The sequence below is a fragment of the Stenotrophomonas sp. STEN087 genome, from assembly GCF_056759115.1.
Genome location: NZ_JBRRCR010000010.1, coordinates 1 through 16,085, shown reverse-complemented (window position 1 = coordinate 16,085; position 16,085 = coordinate 1). Strand labels below are relative to the sequence as shown.

At 68.5% G+C, this 16,085-nt stretch carries 14 protein-coding genes; 8 read left to right on the top strand and 6 right to left on the bottom strand.

Annotated features, from left to right (window positions below; all coding sequences use genetic code 11):
- The first annotated feature begins 288 nt into the window (after positions 1–288).
- Together mgtE and ACVOK1_RS04380 are read left to right on the top strand one after the other, a co-directional pair.
- A complete protein-coding gene (gene mgtE / locus ACVOK1_RS04385; RefSeq protein ID WP_108770434.1) occupies positions 289–1,659 on the top strand; it encodes a magnesium transporter in 1,371 nt (456 codons plus the stop codon).
- A gap of 126 nt (positions 1,660–1,785) precedes the next feature.
- Positions 1,786–4,506: a bifunctional acetate--CoA ligase family protein/GNAT family N-acetyltransferase gene (locus ACVOK1_RS04380; protein ID WP_481561239.1), complete on the top strand. Its 2,721-nt coding sequence runs from the start codon at positions 1,786–1,788 to the stop codon at positions 4,504–4,506.
- A gap of 62 nt (positions 4,507–4,568) precedes the next feature.
- Here the strand turns inward: ACVOK1_RS04380 and ACVOK1_RS04375 are convergent, their stop codons facing one another.
- Positions 4,569–4,949 (bottom strand): YbjQ family protein, encoded by a 381-nt coding sequence (locus tag ACVOK1_RS04375; RefSeq protein ID WP_406233982.1) that lies wholly within the window; start codon positions 4,947–4,949, stop codon positions 4,569–4,571.
- Positions 4,950–5,019: 70 nt separating this feature from the next.
- Here ACVOK1_RS04375 and ACVOK1_RS04370 point away from each other — a divergent pair, with 70 nt between their 5' ends.
- Positions 5,020–5,721 carry an alpha/beta fold hydrolase gene (locus ACVOK1_RS04370; RefSeq protein ID WP_481561238.1) on the top strand — a complete coding sequence of 234 codons (702 nt, stop codon included), beginning with the start codon at positions 5,020–5,022 and terminating at the stop codon, positions 5,719–5,721.
- Between the two features lie 69 nt (positions 5,722–5,790).
- On the opposite strand, the gene dkgB is transcribed toward ACVOK1_RS04370, so the two are convergent.
- Complete coding sequence (gene dkgB / locus ACVOK1_RS04365) at positions 5,791–6,600, bottom strand: 2,5-didehydrogluconate reductase DkgB (protein ID WP_481561237.1); 810 nt, start codon at positions 6,598–6,600, stop codon at positions 5,791–5,793.
- Between the two features lie 87 nt (positions 6,601–6,687).
- Entirely contained in the window at positions 6,688–7,902 is a 1,215-nt protein-coding gene (locus ACVOK1_RS04360) for an MFS transporter (protein WP_481561235.1), read from the bottom strand.
- Between the two features lie 105 nt (positions 7,903–8,007).
- On the opposite strand from ACVOK1_RS04360, the gene ACVOK1_RS04355 reads away from it, so the two are divergent.
- Entirely contained in the window at positions 8,008–8,910 is a 903-nt protein-coding gene (locus ACVOK1_RS04355) for a LysR substrate-binding domain-containing protein (RefSeq protein WP_481561234.1), read from the top strand.
- 92 nt (positions 8,911–9,002) lie between these two features.
- On the opposite strand, the gene ACVOK1_RS04350 is transcribed toward ACVOK1_RS04355, so the two are convergent.
- On the bottom strand, positions 9,003–11,123 hold the full coding sequence (locus ACVOK1_RS04350) for a methyl-accepting chemotaxis protein (protein ID WP_481561233.1): 2,121 nt from the start codon (positions 11,121–11,123) through the stop codon (positions 9,003–9,005).
- Between the two features lie 183 nt (positions 11,124–11,306).
- Between ACVOK1_RS04350 and ACVOK1_RS04345 the strand changes: the two genes are divergently transcribed.
- Together ACVOK1_RS04345 and ACVOK1_RS04340 are read left to right on the top strand one after the other, a co-directional pair.
- Complete coding sequence (locus tag ACVOK1_RS04345) at positions 11,307–11,762, top strand: Rrf2 family transcriptional regulator (RefSeq protein WP_481561232.1); 456 nt, start codon at positions 11,307–11,309, stop codon at positions 11,760–11,762.
- Positions 11,752–12,657 carry an NAD(P)/FAD-dependent oxidoreductase gene (locus tag ACVOK1_RS04340; protein ID WP_481561231.1) on the top strand — a complete coding sequence of 302 codons (906 nt, stop codon included), beginning with the start codon at positions 11,752–11,754 and terminating at the stop codon, positions 12,655–12,657. Before ACVOK1_RS04345 ends, ACVOK1_RS04340 begins: the two co-directional genes overlap by 11 nt.
- 133 nt (positions 12,658–12,790) lie before the next feature.
- Here the strand turns inward: ACVOK1_RS04340 and ACVOK1_RS04335 are convergent, their stop codons facing one another.
- Positions 12,791–13,747 carry an aldo/keto reductase gene (locus tag ACVOK1_RS04335; protein ID WP_108770426.1) on the bottom strand — a complete coding sequence of 319 codons (957 nt, stop codon included), beginning with the start codon at positions 13,745–13,747 and terminating at the stop codon, positions 12,791–12,793.
- 170 nt (positions 13,748–13,917) lie between these two features.
- On the opposite strand from ACVOK1_RS04335, the gene ACVOK1_RS04330 reads away from it, so the two are divergent.
- On the top strand, positions 13,918–14,775 hold the full coding sequence (locus ACVOK1_RS04330) for a class I SAM-dependent methyltransferase (RefSeq protein WP_200752573.1): 858 nt from the start codon (positions 13,918–13,920) through the stop codon (positions 14,773–14,775).
- 81 nt (positions 14,776–14,856) lie between these two features.
- Positions 14,857–15,396, top strand: coding sequence for a pseudouridine synthase (locus ACVOK1_RS04325; RefSeq protein WP_481561230.1), 540 nt, complete (start codon positions 14,857–14,859; stop codon positions 15,394–15,396).
- A gap of 64 nt (positions 15,397–15,460) precedes the next feature.
- On the opposite strand, the gene ACVOK1_RS04320 is transcribed toward ACVOK1_RS04325, so the two are convergent.
- The gene (locus ACVOK1_RS04320; protein ID WP_108770423.1) at positions 15,461–15,850 is read right to left on the bottom strand and encodes a hypothetical protein; all 390 of its coding nucleotides are present in this window, start codon (positions 15,848–15,850) and stop codon (positions 15,461–15,463) included.
- Between the last annotated feature and the right edge of the window lie 235 nt (positions 15,851–16,085).

The following is a 16,085-nucleotide window of genomic DNA, read 5'->3' as shown; positions in this document are numbered from 1 at the left end:
GGCCGGGGTCAGATCCCTTTTCGCCGCAAAGGGCTCTGACCCCACGGGCACCTGACTGCGAGCCCGGGCCAGGGTTGACCAGGCGTGCCGGCAGGTCCAGACTGCCCGCCGCTGCCGGTCGCGCCGTCGTCGAGCGTGTCAGGCAGTACACCCATCCGGAGTCCCCAACCCATGTCCAGCGACAGTAGAAGTCGACCTCGTTCGACGCCAGCGATGGCTACCGCCTGATATCGGGTCGGTTTGCCTGCGTTGGCGTTGCGCGAGGTCGCATCCCCACAAGGCAAGCCCATGAACCAGAAGCAATTGCTGCGCCCGGTGGCCGACGCCGCTGCCCTCGCCGCACCCCTGGCCAGCTACAACACCGCCGACGCGGTGGAGTTCCTCAACACGCTCGACCTGGAGCGCGCCGCCGAAACGCTGGCCGCGCTGTCGCTGCCGCGCGCGGTGAAGATGCTCGAAGCGCCCGAACTGCACCGCAGTGGCGAGCTGGTGGCCGCATTGCCGCCGGCCCGCGCCGCCGCGCTGCTGGGGCTGATGGCCGATGACCGCGCCACCGACATCGTCCACGAGCTGGACGAGGAAGAACGCGCGCGGCTGATCCCGCTGCTGGGCAGCGATGCCCGCCAGGCCATCCAGACGCTGCTGAGCTACCCGGCAAACACCGCCGGCGCGCTGATGACCACCGAGTTCGTCGCCGTGCCCGCTACCTGGACGGTGGCTCAGACCCTGCAGCACATCCGCCAGGTCGAGCGCACCCGCGAGACCGTGTACGCGATCTACGTGCTCGATCCGGCCAGCCAGCAGCTGCAGCAGGTGGTGACCATGCGCCGGCTGATCACCGGCCTGCCGGAGGAATCGATCCTCGACGTGGCCCAGGTCAATCCGCCGGTCACCGTCGATGCTTTGCTGGATCAGGAAGAAGTGGCGCGGCTGATCCGCCGCCACGACCTGCTGGCCATTCCGGTGGTGGACGCGCAGCAGCACCTGCTGGGCATCGTCACCGTCGACGACGTGCTCGATGCGCTCATCGAGGAATCGACCGAGGATGCGCACAAGTTCGGCGGCATGGAAGCGCTGGACAAGCCGTACATGCAGATCGGTTTCTTCGAGATGCTGCGCAAGCGCGCCGGCTGGCTGAGCGTGCTGTTCCTCGGCGAGATGCTCACCGCCAGCGCGATGCAGCACTACGAGGACGAGCTGGCACGCGCGGTGGTGCTGACCCTGTTCATTCCGCTCATCATGAGCTCGGGCGGCAACTCCGGTTCGCAGGCCACTTCGTTGCTGATCCGCAGCCTGGCCCTGCGCGAGCTGCGCTTGAGCGACTGGTGGAAGGTGGCGCTGCGCGAAGTGCCGACCGGCATGGTGCTGGGCGCCATCCTCGGCTGCCTGGCCATCGTGCGCATCGTCATCTGGCAGCTGGGCGGCCTGCACGACTACGGCGAGCACTGGATCCTGCTGGCCATCACCATCGGCGCGGCCCTGGTGGGCATCGTCACGTTCGGCTCGCTGTCCGGCTCGATGCTGCCCTTCATCCTCAAGCGCCTGGGCTTCGACCCGGCCAGTGCCTCGGCACCGTTCGTGGCCACCCTCGTGGACGTGACCGGCCTGGTGATCTACTTCAGCATCGCCGCCCTCATCCTGCACGGCACCCTGCTGTAACCGGGCCGTCATCCACGCATGGCGTGGATCTACCCGTAGTAGATCCACGCCATGCGTGGATGCGGTGTGCCGGTGTGCCTGCGCACGATCATGCCGCTGCAGCGCCAGTCCGTGTACCGTAGGCGCATGAGTACCTACCACCTGCAGTCCGTGTTCCGTCCGCAGTCGGTCGCGGTGATCGGCGGCAGCCCACGTGAGCGCTCCGCCGGCCGTGCGGTGATGCGCAACCTGCGTGGCACCGGCTTTCCCGGCAAGGTGGCGTGGATCAACCCGCGCCACGCCGCGATCGACGGCATCCGCACGGTCAAGCGGCTGAACGACCTCGACTGGGTGCCCGACCTGGTGGTCATCACCGCCCCCGCAGCGATCGTGCCGCAGGTGGTGCGTACCGCCGCCGAGCGCGGCGTGCAGGCGGCGATCATCCTCACCGCGCACCTCGGCGAAGGCCCGGGATCGCTGTCCGAACAGGTGGAAACGGTGGCGCGCAAGCACGGCCTGCGCATCCTTGGCCCGCACTGCCTGGGCGTCATCGCGCCGCATGCGCGGCTCAATGCCAGCATCGCCGCGCACTTCCCGCAGGCCGGTGACCTCGCGCTGATCTCCGAATCCTCGGCGATTGCCGCCGCGCTGGTGGAGTGGGGCGTGGCACGCTCGGTGGGCTTTTCTGCGGTGGTTTCGCTGGGCGACACCATGGACGTCGACTTCGGCGACCTGCTCGATTACTTCGCCACCGACTACCGCACTCGCGCCATCCTGCTCTACGTCGAACACATCAAGGACGCGCGCAAGTTCATGTCGGCCGCGCGTGCCGCCGCGCGCGCCAAGCCCGTGGTGGTGGTCAAATCCGGTCGCGCCGAGCGCGTGCAGCCCGGCAGCGTCGACACCCACGTGCAGGCGCTTGCCCGCGCCGATGATGTCTACGGCGCCGCTTTCAACCGCGCCGGCCTGCTGCGCGTGAATGCACTGGACGAACTGTTCACCGCAGCGGAGACCTTGGGCCGCTTGGGCACTTTCCCCGGCCGCCGCCTGGCCGTGCTCAGCAATGGCGGTGGCGTCGGCCGCCTGGCCGTGGACCAGCTGGTCGCGCTGCGTGGCACCCTTGCGCAGCTGTCCGACAGCACGGTGGAAACGCTGGACAAAGTGCTGCCGCAGGGCTGGTCGCGCAGCAACCCGGTCGACATCGTGGTCGACGCCGATGGTGATCGCTACGCGGCTGCCATCGAGGCGCTGCTGGCCGACAACGAGAACGATGCGGTGATGGTGGTCAACGTGCCCACTGCGTTCACTTCTTCGGCCGATGCCGCGCAGGCGCTGACCCGCACGCTCGGCCTGCGCCCGCGCCACCACCGCGACAAGCCGGTGTTCGCGGTATGGCTGGGCAATGATGACCAGGCCACCGCCACGCTCAACGCGGCGCGCGTGCCGACCTATCCCACCGAAGCCGAAGCCGTGCGCGGCTTCCAGCATCTGGTGCGCTACCGCGAGGCACAGAACGCGCTGATGGAAACGCCGCCCAGCCTGCCGCAGGATTTCAGCGTGGATACCGCGCGTGCGCGTGCGCTGGTCGACGCCGCGCTGGCCAATGGCCAGCAGTGGCTGGATCCGCTGGCCACCCACGATCTGCTCAAGGCCTACGGCATTCCGTCGGCGCCGGTGATGCATGCCCGCGACGCGCACGAAGCGATGGACCTGGCGCAGCCGCTGCTGGAGCGCGGTGCCACGGTCGCGCTGAAGATCCTGTCGCCGGATATCCCGCACAAGTCCGAAGTGGATGGCGTGCGCCTGAACCTGGCGACGTTGCCGGCGGTGCAGAGCGCGGCCAACGCCATCCTCGAACGCGCCCGCCAGCTCCGCCCGGATGCGCGCATCGACGGCCTGCTGGTGCAGCCGACCATCATCCGCCCGAAGGCGCGCGAGATCATCGTCGGCATCGCCGATGACGCCACGTTCGGCCCGGTGATCGTGGTCGGCCGCGGCGGCACCGCGGTGGAAGTCATCAACGACAAGGCGCTGGCGCTGCCACCGCTGGACCTGCGCCTGGCCCACGAACTGATCGGCCAGACCCGTGCCTCGCGCATCCTCAAGGCCTATGGCGATGTGCCGGCCGCCGACGAGCGCGCGCTGGCGCTGGCCCTGGTGAAGCTGGCGCAGCTGGCGGCCGACATCCCCGAAGTGCGCACGCTGGACATCAACCCGCTGCTGGTGGATGGCAAGGGCATCCTCGCCCTCGATGCGCGCGTGGCCATCGCGCCGTCGCGCATCCTGCACAAGGGCCGCGGCCACCCGCGTTTCTCGGTGTTCCCGTACCCGAAGGAGTGGGAGCGCACCCTCGAACTGTCCGATGGCGGCCGCGCCTTCGTGCGCCCGGTGCGGCCGGAGGACGATGCGCTGTTCCGCGCGTTCTTCGCCCGCGTCAGCGATGAAGACCTGCGCCTGCGCTTCTTCCAGTCGGTGAAGCACTTCAGCCACGAGTTCATCGCGCGCCTGACCCAGCTCGACTACGCGCGCTCGATCGCGCTGGTGGCCATCGACCCGCGCAACGGCGACATGCTCGGTGCGGTGCGCCTGCATGCCGACGCCGACTACCATCGCGGTGAGTACGGCATCCTGATCCGCTCGGACCTGAAGGGCCACGGCATCGGCTGGCGCCTGATGGCGATCATGATCGAGTACGCCAAGTGGCTGGGGCTGGACGTGGTGGAGGGCCAGGTGCTGCGCGAGAACAGCACCATGCTGGCGATGTGCCAGAGCCTGGGCTTCAAGACCCGGCTGGACCCGGACGACCCGACCGTGATGATGGTGACCCTGCCGGTGCAGCAGGTCGAAGTGCCTGCACCGGACTTGTAGAGTCGAGCCATGCTCGACTGCTCTGCGCACGGCAGTCGAGCAAGCTCGACTCTACGGCCAGATCAGCGCAGCGGCTCCACCACCACCGCCGTGCCATAGCACAGCACCTCGGTCAGCCCGGTCATCACGTCGGTGGCGTCGTAGCGCATGCCGATGATGGCGTTGGCACCCAGCTGCCGCGCGTGCTTGACCATGTCGCGGTAGGTTTCCTCGCGGGCCTGCTCGCACAGCTCGGTGTAGATGGTGATGTTGCCGCCGAAGATCGTCTGGATGCCGCCGAGGAAGTTGCCGACGATCGAGCGCGAGCGCACGGTGATGCCGCGCACCACGCCCAGGTTGCGGGCCACGCGGTAGCCGGGCAGCTCGAAGGCGGTGGTGACCAGGGAATCCTCGAAGCGCAGGGCCGGAGGGGAGGGGGTGCCGCTGTTGTAGGGGTCTGCCATGGCTCGACTCTACAACGCAATCGCCCGTTGCGGCATGGCCGGACCCACCCTGCCGCGCGACAATACCCCCATGACCGATCGCATCCCCCTGCTGCTGCTCCCCGGCCTGCTCAACGACGCCGAGCTGTGGCGCGCGCAGCTGGCCGACCTGGCCGATATCGCCGATTGCACCGTGGGCGACCAGACCCGCGGCGAGACCCTGCAGGCCGTGGCCGACGATGTGCTGGCGCAGGCGCCCGAGCGCTTCGCCCTGGCCGGTTTCTCGCTGGGCGGCTTCGTCGCCCAGCAGATCCTGCGCACCGCGCCCGAGCGCGTGCTGCAGCTGGCGCTGGTCGACACCTCGATCCACGCTGATTCCCCCGAGCGCGCCGAGCAGCGCCGCAGCCAGCGTGCCAGCGTGCGCCTGCCCGGCAAGTTCCATGGTTTTGGTGATGCGCTGATGCGCAGCTACATCGATGCGTCGCGGCTGGACGACTACGTGCTGGTGCAGCGCGTGCGCGACATGACCGCACGGTTGGGCGCGGAAGTATTCATGCGGCAGAGCGGGCTGGAACGCCGCGATGGGCACGAGGTGCTGGCCGCGTACCGCGATCCGCTGCTGATCATCTGCGGTGCGAACGACCGCATCACGCCGCTGGCGGTGAGCGAGGAAATGCACGCGCTGGTGCCGCATTCGCAGCTGGTGGTGGTGCCCGACTGCGGGCACTTGGCGCCGATGGAAAAGCCGGACGACGTGAGCGCGGCGATGCGCGGCTGGCTGCTGCAGGCCTGATGGATCCGCCGGGCATGGCCCGGCGTAGGTTTCCCACGGTAGCGCCGGGCCATGCCCGGCGGCCGTTCCTCAATCCCAGGCCGGCGCGATGCCTTCCGGGTTGGCCAGACGCTGGCCACGATCAAGCTTGGCGATCTGCGCCATGTCGTCGTCGGTCAGGCGGATCGCCGCCGCTTCCAGGTTGCCGGCCAGGTTCTCGCGCTTGGTCGACGACGGGATGACCGCAAAGTCCTGCTGCAGCGCCCAGGCCAGTGCGACCTGTGCCGGGGTGGCCTGGTGGCGGCCGGCGATGGCCTGGATCACCGGATCCTTCAGCACTTCGCCGTAGGCCAGGCTCATGTAGGCGGTGATGCGGATGCCGTTGTCCTGCAGGAACTTCACCAGCAGACGGTTCTGCAGGTACGGGTGGATCTCGATCTGGTTGGTGGCGATGGCATCGGCACCGAGGATCTCGATCGCCTTGCGGGTCTGCGCGATGGTGAAGTTGGAGATGCCGATCTCGCGGGTCAGGCCCTGTGCCTTGGCCTCGGCCAGCGCCGGCAGGTATTCCTCCATCGGCACGTCCACCTGGTCATTCGGCGAGGGCCAGTGGATCAGGGTCAGCTCGACATGGTCGGTGCGCAGTTTTTCCAGGCTGGTGCGCAGGCTGGCCAGCAGCGCATCGCGCTTGAACTCGGTGATCCACACCTTGGTGGTCAGGTAGATGTCATCGCGCGGCACGCCGGATTCGGCGATGGCCTGGCCGACCTCGGCTTCGTTGCCGTAGATCTGCGCGGTATCAATGGCGCGGTAACCGACGTCCAGCGCATTGCGGACGGAATCGATCAGGGTCTGGTCTTTCAGGCGGAAGGTGCCAAGACCAAAGGCGGGTACAGTCATGGGAAGCTCCAACGGGGGGAAAGGAGTGAACAGGAAGGGTAGGTCAGGGACCGTGTGCATGCCGGCAACGGTGCATTGCGTTGCCGGTCAGTGGGCGGTGACGGCGATGCCGTCGGCCCGGTGGTCGACGCCATCGCGGCGGTCCAGGCGGCCGCTGAGCACGGTCAATGCGTAGGCCAGCACGACGACCAGCGCGCCCAGCCACGGCGTGTGCATCAGGCCGATGTGCTCCACCACCAGGCCGCCCAGCGAGGCGCCCAGCGCGATGCCGATGTTGAACGCGGCGATGTTCAGGCCCGAGGCCACATCAGTGGCCTGCGGCGCATAGCGCTGCGCCTGCTTGACCACGTACACCTGCAGGCCCGGTACGTTGCCGAAGGCCACCGCGCCCAAGGCCAGCACGGTCAGCAGCATCAGCCAGGTGTTGTAGGCGGTGAAGGTCAGCACGAACAGCACGATGGCCAGCAGCGCGAAGATGCGCTTCAGCGCCGGCACCGGGCCCAGGCGGTCGGCCAGGCGGCCGCCCCACAGGTTGCCGATCGCCACCGACACGCCGTACACCAGCAGCACCAGGCTGACCGCGTTGGCCGAGAAACCGGTGACGTCCTGCAGGATCGGCGCCAGGTAGGTGAAGGCCAGGAACGTACCGCCGTAGCCCAGCGCGGTCATCGCGTAGACCAGCAGCAGGCGCGGCTGGGCCAGCACGGCCAGCTGCTGACGGAAGCTGGCCGGCGCGCTCTGCGGCACGTTGCGCGGCACGAACAGCAGCGCACCCAGCAGGGCCACCACGCCCAGCCCGGCCACGGCCAGGAAGGTCGCACGCCAGCCCAGGTGCTGGCCGATGAAGGTGCCCAGCGGCACGCCTGTCACCAGCGCCACGGTCAGGCCGGTGAACATGATGGCGATCGCGCTGGCGGCCTTTTCCTTCGGCACCACTGCGGTGGCGATGATCGAGCCGATGGAGAAGAACACGCCATGGGCCAGGCCGGTGAGGATGCGGGCGACGATCAGCGAGGTGTAGCCCGGTGCCATCCAGGCGATGACATTGCCGAGGGTAAACATCAGCATCAGCGCGACCAGCAGCTGCTTGCGCGGCACGCGGCCGGTCAGTGCGGTCAGCACCGGCGCGCCGATGGCCACGCCCAGGGCATACAACGAGACCAGCAGGCCGGCCGAGGGCAGGCTGACATGCAGGTCGGCGGCGATGGTCGGAATGAGGCCGACGATGACGAACTCGGTGGTGCCGATGGCGAAGGCGCCGAGGGTCAGCGCCAGCAGGGCGAGGGGAATGCCACGGGTCATGGCAGGCTCCGGAGGGAAGGAAGGCGCGCAGTGTGCGCGGCGCACCTTTGCCGAAAAACCGGTCTTCACGCCAATCACTCTTGCCTGGTGGTCAATAATGGCGCCATGAAGACCACCCTTGATGAAATGCAGGCCTTCCTGGCCGTCATCGACAGCGGCTCGATCAGCGCCGCCGCCGAGCAGCTGGGGCAGACCCCTTCGGGCGTCAGCCGCGCGCTGGGCCGGCTGGAGGAGAAGCTGGGCACCACCCTGCTGACCCGCACCACCCGCCGCCTGCACCTGACCGCCGAGGGCGAGGCCTACCTGCGCCACGCGCGGGCGATCATCGATGCGGTGGAATCGGCCGAGGAACAGATGGCGGCCCGCCGCGAGCGCCCGGCCGGGCGGCTGCGCGTGGATGCAGCCATGCCCTTCGTGCTGCACGTGATCGCGCCGCTGGTGGCCAGCTACCGCGCGCGCTACCCGGAGGTGCAGCTGGAACTGAACAGTTCCGAGCGCTACATCGACCTGCTGGAGCGGCGCACCGACCTGGCCATCCGCATCGGCCCGCTGGCCGATTCCACCCTGCACGCGCGCTCGCTGGGGCGCTGCCGGCTGCAGCTGGTGGCCAGCCCGGCCTATCTGGCCGCGCACGGCGAACCGGCCAGCGTGGCCGCGCTGGGCCAGCACACGCTGTTGAGTTTCAACGAACCGGAATCACTGAACCGCTGGCCGCTGCCGGGCGATGCCGACGGGCAGCTGCTGGTGCGCCCGGATATCGCCGTCTCCAGCGGCGAGACCCTGCGCCGGCTGGCGGTGGAAGGCGTGGGCATCACCTGCCTGTCCGACTTCGTCACCGACCGCGACCGCGCCGCCGGCACCCTGGTGCCGGTGCTGGCCTCGCAGACGCTGGATGTGTACCAGCCGATCCACGCGGTGTACTACCGCAACACCGCGGTGTCGGCGCGCATCAGCTCGTTCCTGGACCACCTGGGCGAGGGGATGGCGAAGGGCGATTACCTGCGTTGAGGCTTGGTGGGTGCGGACCGTTGGTCCGCACGGATGCGCGCCGCTTCGCGTCGTCGCCCGACCAACGGTCGGGCGCTACCAATGCAACACCGTCATGCCGCGCGCGCGAAGGCATCCCTGGTGGTCGCCGCACTCGACAGATCAAACACATCCACCGCTTCAATCAAGCGGTCGGCCTGCTGCTCGAGGCTGCGCGCTGCGGCACTCGCTTCTTCCACCAGCGCGGCGTTCTGCTGGGTGGTGCCATCCATCTGGATGACGGTCTGGCTGACCTGTTCGATGCCCGCGCTCTGTTCCTGCGAGGCGGCGGAAATCTCGGCCATGATGTCGGTCACCCGCTGCACCGAGGCGACGATCTCGGCCATGGTGTCACCGGCCTGGCGCACGCGCTGCGCGCCGTGGCCGACCTGTTCCACCGACGCTTCGATCAGCGTCTTGATCTCCTTGGCCGCCGCCGCCGAACGCTGCGCCAGCGTGCGCACCTCGCTGGCGACCACTGCGAAGCCGCGACCCTGTTCGCCGGCACGTGCCGCTTCCACCGCCGCGTTCAAGGCCAGGATGTTGGTCTGGAAGGCGATGCCATCGATGACGCTGATGATCGCGGCGATCTGCCGCGAGGACGTCTCGATTGCGCCCATGGTCGCCACCACCTGGCCGACCACTTCACCGCCCTGCGAGGCCACGCCGTGCGCGCCGATCGCCAGCTGGTTGGCCTGGCGCGCGTGCTCGGCGTTCTGGCGCACGGTGGAGGTCAGTTCCTCCATCGACGCGGCGGTCTCTTCCAGATTCGCGGCCTGCTGTTCGGTACGGCGCGACAGGTCGTTGTTGCCGGCCGCAATTTCAGCGGCGGCCGAATGAATGCTGCCCGAGGTGTGCTTGATGTCGGTAACAATCGTCGCCAGCTGCGCCGCCGTGGTGTTGGCATCGCCGGCGATGCGCGCGAACACACCCTGGAAATCGCCGTGCATGCGAGCACCCAGGCGGCCATCGGCAATCGCCCGCAACATCGTCGAGACCTCGCCAAGGTTCTGCTCGGTGCCCTGCATCAGCTGGTTCAGGCCATCGACCATCGCGCGGAAATCATGCTCGAAGCGCGGGCTGTCGCCACGCTGGCTGAAATCGCCGGCGGCGGCCGCACCGGCCAGGCGGCGGATCTCGCCGTTGATCGCACCGAGGTTGCGCTTGGCCATGTCCAGTGCCTCGGTGATCACCGCCTTCTCGCCCGGCAGCCGTTCCATGTCCTGGCTGAGGTCGCCCACCGCATAGCGGCCCATGATCGCGATCGCACGCATCTTCACCTGAATGTGCGCGTCGACCAGCCCATTGGTGTCGGCCACCATGCGCCCGTATGCGCCGGGGAAGGCGCCGGCCTGCATGCGGTGGCTGATGGTGCCGGCGTCATGCGCCTGCGCCATTGCGGCCTGCGCGGCGAGCACGTCGCGCAGGGTGCCCTGCACGGCCTGCATGGCCTGCGCCAGGCGGCCGATCTCATCGCGGCTGCGCACCTGCACCACATGGTCCAGATCGCCGGCGGCCACCGCGCGCGCGGCCGCTTCCACCGCCAGCACCGGCTGCACCACGGCACGCCGCAGCCACCAGCCCAGGCCGGCCAGCAGCAGCAGTGCCGCGGCGATGGTCATCACCGCACATACCACCAGAGTGCGCCGTGCCTGCTGCGAACGCGCACTTACAGCGGCCTCGGCCACCGCTGCAGTGTGCGTGCCCAGTGCATCCAGCGCGGCCGCCACCGGGCGGTCCTTGCCGCGCACAAGGCTGTCGCCGGCAGAGGGGTCATAGCCGGCCTCGGCAAACGCCTCCAGGGCGGCGTGGTAATCCTTCTGCAGCTGCGCGTGCAGGGCGCTGAACGCCTGCGCCATGTCGCGGGTGCGCGCATCGGGGCTGGTGGCCAGGCCAGTGGCCAGCTTCTCCACCAGCTTTCCTTCGTCATCGAAGGCCTGCAGGTGGCGCTGGCGCAGCGCCTCGTCGTGGCCGCGCAGCAGCACGTTCTTCCATTCCTGCACCTGCCCGCGGAACTCGCGCTGCAGGCGCTCGGCATCGCGGCTGTGGGCGACCTCCGCGGGGACTTCGGTGGACAGCTTCAGCCACGCCGAAGCCAGGCCGGCGAGGGCGCACAGCAGGACGATGGTCAGACCAACGGACACAGCACCAAGCAGCTTCGACTGCAGCCGCGGCGCACGGGAGGAGGCGTTCATGGAGCGGACTCTTGGAAGGGGGGCGATGCGGTATCGACCGCGCTTGAGTCCGCTGAAGTGCGAAACCGATCACATTACCGTTGCGTTCAATGATGTGAAGGGCGCGTGATATACGACAGATGTGTCCAAATGGAACGAAAGCGGACCCTCGACAGGCGGTTTAAATGTAACTATCGTAGTTACATGAAATCCGCAGACCCGCTCTCCGACGCCCTGCACGTGATGGCCCACCTGGTCGGCCAGGAAGGCCCGCGTACCTCCGAACAGCTGGCCACCTGCCTGCCGACCCACCCGGTGGTGATCCGCCGCCTGCTGGCGCAGATGCACAAGGCCGGGCTGGTGCGCAGCACGCGCGGCCACGGCGGCGGCAGCCAGCTGGCACGCGATGCAGCGCAGATCAGCCTGCACGACATCTACCTGGCCGTCGGTGCGCCGCCGCTGGTGCAGGTCGGCCAGCGCGACAGCGGCGGTGGCTGCCCGATCCAGCAGCTGGTCAACCAGGCCCTGCAGGACGGCGCGCACGAGGCCCAGCGCCTGCTCGAAGCGCGCCTGCAGGCCAGCACCCTGGACCAGCTGGGCGCCGACTTCGCCCGCCATCTTGCCCATCACCGTTCCCTGGAAGGTCCCCATGAATCCTGATGTCATCATCGTCGGCGGCAGTTACGCCGGCATCGCCGCCGGCCTGATCCTGGCCCGCGCGCGCCGCCCGGTCACGATCATCGACAGCGGACTGCCGCGCAATCGCGCCGCCAGCCACTCGCACGGCGTGCCCGGCCAGGACGGCGTCAGTGGCGCCGAGCTGCTGAAGAACGCGCGCCAGCAGCTGCTGGATTACCCCACCGTGCGCTGGCTGCAGGGCGAGGTGGTGCATGCGCAGTCCACTGCCGATGGCGTGGAGGTGCGTACTGCCGATGGCCAAGTGCTGGCCGCGCGCAAGCTGCTGCTGGCCACCGGCATCGCCGACCAGCTGCCCGAGTTGCCGGGCCTGGCCGAACGCTGGGGCAGCACCGTGCTGCATTGTCCGTACTGCCATGGCTACGAAGTCGGCGGCGGTGCCATCGGCCTGCTCGGTGGCCACCCGATGTCGGCGGCCAAGGCGACGCTGTTTGCCGACTGGGGCAACGTCACTTTCTTCAGCCAGGGCTTGCCGATCAGCGATGAAGAGCAGGCCGCCATGCAGCAGCGCGGCGTGCAGATCGAAACCACCCCGGTGGTGGGCGTGCAGGGCGAACAGCCGACGTGGCTGGAAGTGGAACTGGCCGATGGTCGCCGCATCGCCCAGCGTGCGCTGTTCGTGCCGGCCATGCAGCAGATGGCCACGCCGCTGGTGCAGCAGCTCGGCTGTGCGCTGGTGGAAAGCCCGCTGGGCGTGCTGGTCGAGGTCGACATGATGAAGCAGACCTCGGTGGCGAACGTGTACGCCGCGGGCGACGCGACCACGGTCGGCAACATCACCCTGGCGATGGCCGAAGGCGTGCGTGCCGGCATCGGCGTGCATCACGCGCTGGTGGGCGAGGACAGCGTGCCGCGCTGAGTGCAGCGGGGTCAGATCCCTTTCGCAGAAAGGGCTCTGACCCCTGACTCGCCTTGACGCCGACCTTGGTCCGCGCCGTTGGGGTCAGAGCCCTTTCTGCGAAAGGGATCCGACCCCGGCGTGGATGCGGCAATCAACCCTCGACGCTGGCCGCGTCCAGCTGTGCGATGTCCTGCACGCTCAGGCCGACATTGGCGGCCGCCAGCAGGTCGTGCAGCTGCTCGACGCTGGTGGCGCTGACGATCGGCGCGGTGATCGACGGCCGTGCGATCTGCCACGCCAGCGCGATCTGCGCGGCACTGGCGTTGTGCTTGCTGGCCACATCATCCAGTGCCTGCAGGATGCGCAGGCCCCGCGGGTTCAGGTAGCGCTTGACCACGTTCTCGCCGCGCGCCGGGCTCTTGCTGGCATCGGCCGGGGTGCGGTATTTGCCGCTGAGGAAACCACTGGCCAGTGCGTAATAACCGATCACGCCGATCTGTTCGCGCTGCACCAGCGGTTCCAGTTCCTTCTCGTAACCGGCGCGGTCGTACAGGTTGTACTCCGGCTGCAGGGTTTCATAACGCGGCAGCTTGTAATCGGTGGACACCTTCAGCGCATCGGCCAGGCGCGTGGCGCTGTAGTTGGATGCACCGATGGCGCGCACCTTGCCCGCTTCGATCAGCCGGCCGAACGCGGCCAAGGTTGCTTCAAGCGGCGTGGATTCATCGTCCTCGTGGGCCTGGTACAGATCGATGACATCGGTCTGCAGGCGGCGCAGCGAATCTTCCACCGCAGCGTTGATGTTGTCCGGGGTCAGACCGGGGCGTTCTGCCCACTTGGCCACCTTGGTCGCCAGCACCACCTTGTCGCGCTTGCCGCTGCGCGCGAACCACTTGCCGATCAGCGTTTCCGATTCACCGCCTTCGTTGCCCGGTACCCAGGCCGAATAGACATCAGCGGTGTCGACCAGGTTGAAGCCGGCATCGACGAAGGCATCGAGCAGGGCGAAGCTGGCCTTCTCATCGGCGCTCCAGCCAAACACGTTGCCACCGAAGGCGAGCGGACGTACATGCAGGCCGGAACGGCCCAGTTCGCGGGTTGCCGTCATGGGCACGGACTCCTTGGGGGTAGTCCTGCAGCATAGAACGCGCTGTGTGACCGCGCTGCGGCGTCGAACACAAAACAGTGTTCCGTCGCGGAGCGCGTGGCTAACGTTTTGTGAACACCTTGCACGCGGCGGCTGCTAGTCTCGCCGCATCTTCCGCTGGAATCGCCCCGATGATCGCTGCCTCGTCCCTGCGTAGCTGCCGCCTGCTGCTTGCCTCGGCCCTGCTCGTTGCTGTTCCCGCATTCGCTGCACCGGCCACGGTGGCACCGGCGAAGATCCAGGTCTCGCCGGCCATCGATGCCGCGGTGAAGGCATCGACCCGCGACCCCGCCAATGTGAAACGCGACAACTACCGCCATCCGGCTCAGTCGTTGGCCTTCTTCAAGGTCGCACCGGAAAAGACCGTCATCGAGATCACCCCCGGCAACGGCTGGTACTCGGAAATCCTGGCGCCGCTGCTGCGTGACAAGGGCCACTACATCGCCGCCGTGGTCGATCCGGCCGCCGTGCCCGAAGGCCGTGGCCGCGATTACCAGCAGCGCAGCCGCGACGGCCTGGAAAAGAAGTTTGCCGGTGCGCCGGCCCAGTTCGACAAGGCCGCCGTGGTCGGCTACGACCCGGCCAAGCCGGTGTTCGGCGCGGCCAATTCGGCCGACGTGGTGCTGACCTTCCGCAACGTGCACAACTGGCGCAAGGCCGGCCAGGCGCAGGGCATGTTCCAGGGCTTCTTCAATGTGCTGAAGCCGGGCGGCGTGCTGGGCGTGGTCGAGCATCGCGCCAAGGCCGACGTCGCCGATGACGACGACACCGGCTATGTCGGCCAGCAGCAGGTGATCGCCATGGCCGAGGCCGCCGGCTTCAAGCTGGATGCGCGCACCGAGGTCAATGCCAACCCGCGTGACACCAAGGACCACCCGAACGGTGTCTGGACCCTGCCGCCGACCAACCAGCACGACAAGGCCGACGACGCCAAGTACCAGGCCATCGGCGAGAGCGACCGCATGACCCTGCGGTTCGTGAAGCCGTAAACCGATGACGCCGGGCCCCGCCCGGCGAGCGCGCAGCGCGGCGTGGGACAATGCATCACCCCGCCGCCTGCCGTTTCCGCAATGCTGATCGCTTTCAACAAGCCCTTCAACGTGCTCTGCCAGTTCACCGACCGCAGCGTGCCGCCGCGGCCGACCCTGGCCGGCTTCGGCCTGCCGCCGCGCGTGTACGCTGCCGGCCGGCTTGACCATGACAGCGAGGGCCTGCTGCTGCTGACCGACAACGGCACGCTGGCGCACAAGCTGACCGACCCGAAGCACAAGGCCGACAAGACCTACTGGGTGCAGGTGGAAGGCACGCCCAGCGATGAGCAGCTGCAGCAGCTGCGCGACGGCGTGGTCCTGAACGATGGGCCGACTTTACCGGCGAAGATCGAGCGCCTCGATCCGGCGCCGGAGCTGTGGCTGCGCAATCCGCCGGTGCGTTTCCGCAAGACCGTGCCGGACAGCTGGCTGGCCATCACGATCCGCGAAGGCCGCAACCGCCAGATGCGGCGGATGACCGCGGCGGTGAACCTGCCGACCCTGCGCCTGGTACGCGTGTCGATGGGGCCGTACCGGCTGGATGACCTGCAGCCGGGGCAGTGGCGGCAGATCGGCTGAGCCGAACTGCAGAAATGAAAAGGGTCGGAGCCCTTCCTGCGGAAGGGACCCGACCCCGTCAGACTCAGGCATCGCTGCCGATGTCGCTGTGCTCGTCCACCACGGTGTGGTTGCGGCGGTCACGCGCGTTGATGCGCTTGGCCTGTCCATTCACCACCTGGCCGTTGGCCGCCTTCTTCTTCTGCTGCTTGCGGTACAGCGCATAGCCCAGCAGGCCCACGCCCACCGCAGCGGCGGTGATGGCCACGGCCGGATTGCGGCGCACGAACTTGGTGGCGACCTTGCCGCCGGTCTTCACCGCACCCACGGCGGCGCCGGTCTTGATCCAGTCACTGGCCTGCGGGCCGAAATGGCGCAGGCTGCCACCAGCGCTCTTCAGGCCATCACCCGCGGTGTGCGCCAGTTCCAGGGCGCGCTCCAGGGCGCGGTCGGTGATAACGGTCAGCTTGCTCATGCGTGGGGTCCTTTGCCTCGGGTCGAAGTCCAGTGTGTCGTGCTGCCTGTAAACGGTATGTCAGTCAGGGCGGTCGATGAGGTGACTCTACCCCGTTCATTCAGCAACCGGCAGGGGGGGGGGGGGGGGGGGGGGGGGGGGGGGACCGGCGGACGGCGGCGCGCCGCCCAGCGGGGGGCGCGGGGGGCGCGCGGGCGGCGGGCGGGACCGCGCCGCGGGCGCGCGCGGCGGGGCG